This is a genomic window from Mammaliicoccus sp. D-M19, assembly GCF_022386695.1.
Lineage (GTDB): Bacteria > Bacillota > Bacilli > Staphylococcales > Staphylococcaceae > Mammaliicoccus > Mammaliicoccus sciuri.
This window is the reverse complement of record NZ_JAJNHW010000015.1, coordinates 1-4,488: the sequence shown is the minus strand read 5'-3', so window position 1 is coordinate 4,488 and position 4,488 is coordinate 1. Positions and strand designations below refer to the sequence as shown.

The following is a 4,488-nucleotide window of genomic DNA, read 5'->3' as shown; positions in this document are numbered from 1 at the left end:
ATTTTTGTATATCTAGATATTAAACGATATTGGTTTATTCTTCAAGATATATATTCGGGTGAGCGACTTCTTAAACAAAATAAGGAGTCGATTTTTTATGAGTAAAAAAGCAGAAGAAATTCAGGCAAAACAAAGTTTGGAAAAGGAAAACTCAAATTTTTCTAAAACCGGATACTCTAATAGCCGGTTAAACCGACATATTATGTACACCCCCGAACCAAAATTACACTTTGATGCTATGACAATTGTTGGGAATCTTAATAAGAACAATGCTCACAAACTGTCTGAATTTATGAGTATTGCGCCACAAATTAGACTTTGGGATATATTACAAACCAAATTTAAAGCTAAGGCTCTACAAGAAAAAGTTTACATCGAATATGATAAAGTAAAAGCAGATGCGTGGGATAGACGTAATATGCGTGTTGAATTTAATCCTAATAAACTTACGCATGAAGAAATGCTTTGGTTAAAACAAAACATCATTGACTACATGGAAGATGATGGTTTTACAAGATTAGATTTGGCTTTTGATTTTGAAGACGATTTGAGCGATTATTATGCGATGACTGATAAATCAGTTAAGAAAACTATTTTTTATGGTCGTAACGGTAAACCAGAAACAAAATATTTTGGTGTTCGTGACAGTGATAGATTTATTAGAATTTATAATAAAAAACAAGAACGTAAGGATAATGCAGACATTGAAGTTATGTCTGAACACTTATGGCGTGTAGAAATTGAATTAAAAAGAGATATGGTTGATTATTGGAACGATTGTTTTAATGATTTACATATTTTGAAACCAGATTGGTCTAGTTTAGAAAAAGTAAAAGACCAAGCAATGATTTATATGCTAATTCATGAAGAAAGTACATGGGGTAAATTAGAAAGACGTACAAAAAATAAATACAGAGAAATGTTAAAAAGTATTTCAGAAATTGATTTAACGGACTTAATGAAATTGACTTTAAAAGAGAATGAAAAACAATTGCAAAAGCAGATTGAATTTTGGCAGCGTGAATTTAGATTTTGGGAGTGAAAAAACAATGAGGACTGAAAAAGAAATTTTAAATTTAGTTTCTGAATTTGCTTATCAACGAAGCAATGTAAAAATTATTGCTCTCGAGGGTTCAAGAACTAATGAAAATATAAAAAAAGATAAGTTTCAAGATTATGATTTTGCTTTTTTCGTATCAGATATTGAGTATTTCACACATGAAGAAAGTTGGTTAAGTTTATTTGGAGAATTATTGTTTATACAGAAACCAGAAGATATGGAATTATTCCCACCTGATTTAGATTATGGTTACAGTTATATAATGTATTTTAAAGATGGCATAAAAATGGATATTACATTAATTAATTTAAAAGATTTAAATCGTTATTTTAGTGATTCTGATGGTCTTGTAAAAATTTTAGTTGATAAAGATAATTTAGTAACTCAAGAAATTGTTCCAGATGACTCAAATTATTGGTTAAAAAAACCAACAGAACGAGAATTTTATGATTGCTGTAATGAGTTTTGGAGTGTCTCAACGTATGTAGCAAAGGGTGTTTTTAGAAGAGAAATATTATTTGCTTTAGATCATTTCAATAATATTTTACGTCCTGAATTATTAAGAATGATTTCTTGGTATATTGGCTTTAATAGGGGTTTTGATTTTAGTTTAGGAAAGAATTATAAGTTTATAAACAAATATTTAACTGATAAAGAATTCAATATGCTTTTAGCTACTTTTGAGATGAATGGATATAGAAAGACATACCAATCTTTTAAGCTTTGTTGTGAATTATTTAAATATTATTCAAATAAAGTAAGTTGTTTAGGAAATTATAACTATCCAAATTACGAAAAAAATATTGAGAATTTTATTCGTAATAATTATGAGAATTAATTTTATTAGCAACCACATTTTTGGTTGCTTTTGTTTTGATTTTGAATTTGGTTTTGAACTATGAGTGGCTAGCATTTTGCCACTCATTTTTTGCGTTAGCAAAAACATAAAGGGTCTGGGATTAATCCCAGCAAGCCGGTATATTCAGAACGAAGTGGCTAGAATATACGACGCTTGCCAAACCACTATATTACTTGAGAAAATATAGATTATATTATAAGCTATATTTATGAAAAGGAATATTTTTCGTCAGAAAGGTGGTGGGACTTGTGAACGAACATAAAGATAATTTGGCTAGCGATTTGTCTGTTGGGGGAAACCGTAAACCCAACCGCAAAGAGCCAAAACAAATTAGTTTCAGAGTGAGTGAACAGGAATATTCAAAGTTGAAACAGTCGGCAGAAACTTTGAATATGACAGTGCCTAATTTCGTTAAGAAAAAGGCACAAGGCAGTCGATTAGTGTCGCCAAAATTAGACAAAGAAACGCGACAATCGATTGCCAAAGATTTAAGTCATTTGGGTAGTAATGTGAATCAGATTGCTAAGTGGTTTAATCAAAATAAAGATAAGGCTACACATTTACCAGAAGAGAAATATCATGATTTAGAAAAGCAATTTGATGATGTGAAAAAGGAGTTGCATAAGATATGGCAACAACTAAATTAGGCAATACGAAGTCGGCAAGTCGTGCCATTAATTACGCAGAAGAACGTGCAGAAGAAAAAAGCGGCTTAAATTGTGATGTTGATTATGCTAAATCATATTTTAAGCAAACTAGGGCGTTATATGGCAAAGAGAATGGTGTTCAAGCACATACAGTCATTCAATCTTTTAAGCCTGGCGAAGTAACAGCTAAAGAGTGTAATGAGATAGGTTTAGAATTAGCTAAAAAAATTGCACCAGATTATCAAGTTGCAGTTTATACACATACAGACAAAGACCATTATCACAATCACATTATTATTAATTCAGTAAATTTAGAAACAGGCAACAAGTATCAGTCAAACAAAGAACAACGTGATTTTATAAAAAAGGCGAATGATCAGTTATGTGAAGAACGTGGTTTATCTGTGCCAGAAAAGTCATCAGAAATCAGATATACGTTGGCAGAACAGAACATGATAGATAAAGATAAAAGGTCATGGAAAAATGATATAAGAATGGCAGTTGAAGAAACAAAGGATAACGCAGTAGACTTTGAAGAATTTAATACTTTGCTAAAAGAAAAAGGTGTTGAAATCACGAGAGTAACGAAAAACAACGTAACGTATAGACACATTGAAGAAGATAAAAAAGTACGTGGGAATAAGTTGGGCGATTCTTATGACAAAGGAGTGATTGAAAATGGCTTTGCAATCGAGAAATTCAGACGAGAACGAGAAGAAGAACGAGAATACGATGAATATGCAGACACGTTCGAAGTTGACTGGGACGCAGTCGCAGAAAATTCAGAAGACCTTAGAAAACGAAGAATTGCAAGAACTGAAGAAACAAAACAAGCTAGTAATAAAATATATATCAGAGATGAAAGAACAACAGGACTTGAGAGAAAAGGAATTGCAGGCAATCAAGTCGAGTTTGAAAAAGACGACGGAGGACTTTCAAGGTAGAGGTAAAAAAGTCCATAATGATTTTGTTCGTTTGTTACAAAAGAATTTAAATCGAGTGAATGCAGAAGATATTGAGATAGAGGTTCGAAAAGATGTTTATGGAGTTCGAGAAGAAATTCATTCGATGTTGCGTGAAGTTAAACAATCACATGAACATTATCAAAAAAGACAAAAGCAATTATTTACTGGTATTGGTGCAATGTTATTAGTGTTTATGCTTTTTGCTTTGATTATGACGATTGGCAGAGATTTTATGGGCTTTTTACATGTAGATGTATTACAGAATGCCATAGCAAGCAAAATAAAGGCTTCTGAGGGCTTTATTTCAGTTTTATGGTACATTGCTTATGGTTTACCTTATATACTCGCTATAGGGCTATTTATTTGGTTGTATGAGTGGATAAGAGCAAGATTCCATGATTAAACAAAGTATGATCAGGCTTTTATGCCGAGAAAATTTATTTATATTGAGAAGTACCCTTAACTAAACTTGCAGACGAATGTCGGCATAGCGTGAGCTATTAGCCCGACCATTCGACAAGTTTTGGGTTTGTTAAGGGTACAGAGGCTCAATGTAAATAAAGCAATTGGAATAAAGCAACAAAGGGGGTTGAAGAAAATGAGTAAGAAGAAAAAGATTAATTTAGCAATATCAATTGCTCAAGTAGTAGTGCAGGCGTTAATACTTTATAACACTTATCAGCAATATAAATATTCTAAAAAATATTCAGCCTAATAAAAAAAGACTTAGTCTGAATAGACCAAGCCTTTTGTTAGTGTTATATTAATATGCAAATAAAAAAACAAAAAAAGAAGTCGCTCACTCCCTGACCAAAGTTTGTGAATGCGACTTACCTTAAAGAAAAACAGTTGGTGTTTTTTTCTTAATTTTTGTATATCTAGATATTAAACGATATTGGTTTATTCTTCAAGATATATATTCGGGTGAGCGACTTCTTAAACAAAATAAGGAGTCGA

The 4,488-nt window shown here is 31.6% G+C and carries 5 protein-coding genes; all 5 read left to right on the top strand.

The features are described from left to right. Nucleotides 1-97: 97 nt before the first annotated feature. The 5 genes from LQ675_RS14855 (at nucleotide 98) to LQ675_RS14835 (ending at nucleotide 3,934) form a co-directional block, all read left to right on the top strand. Nucleotides 98-1,042: a replication initiation factor domain-containing protein gene (locus tag LQ675_RS14855; protein WP_011167206.1), complete on the top strand. Its 945-nt coding sequence runs from the start codon at nucleotides 98-100 to the stop codon at nucleotides 1,040-1,042. Between the two features lie 7 nt (nucleotides 1,043-1,049). Further along, complete coding sequence (gene str / locus LQ675_RS14850; protein ID WP_001258486.1) at nucleotides 1,050-1,898, top strand: streptomycin adenylyltransferase Str; 849 nt, start codon at nucleotides 1,050-1,052, stop codon at nucleotides 1,896-1,898. Nucleotides 1,899-2,167: 269 nt separating this feature from the next. Then, nucleotides 2,168-2,566 (top strand): plasmid mobilization protein, encoded by a 399-nt coding sequence (locus LQ675_RS14845; protein WP_001002114.1) that lies wholly within the window; start codon nucleotides 2,168-2,170, stop codon nucleotides 2,564-2,566. Then, a complete protein-coding gene (locus LQ675_RS14840; protein WP_000246202.1) occupies nucleotides 2,548-3,510 on the top strand; it encodes a relaxase/mobilization nuclease domain-containing protein in 963 nt (320 codons plus the stop codon). The genes LQ675_RS14845 and LQ675_RS14840 overlap by 19 nt, the downstream gene beginning before the upstream one ends. Beyond that, the gene (locus LQ675_RS14835; RefSeq protein WP_000753824.1) at nucleotides 3,479-3,934 is read left to right on the top strand and encodes a DUF334 domain-containing protein; all 456 of its coding nucleotides are present in this window, start codon (nucleotides 3,479-3,481) and stop codon (nucleotides 3,932-3,934) included. The genes LQ675_RS14840 and LQ675_RS14835 overlap by 32 nt, the downstream gene beginning before the upstream one ends. The last annotated feature ends 554 nt before the right edge of the window (nucleotides 3,935-4,488 follow it).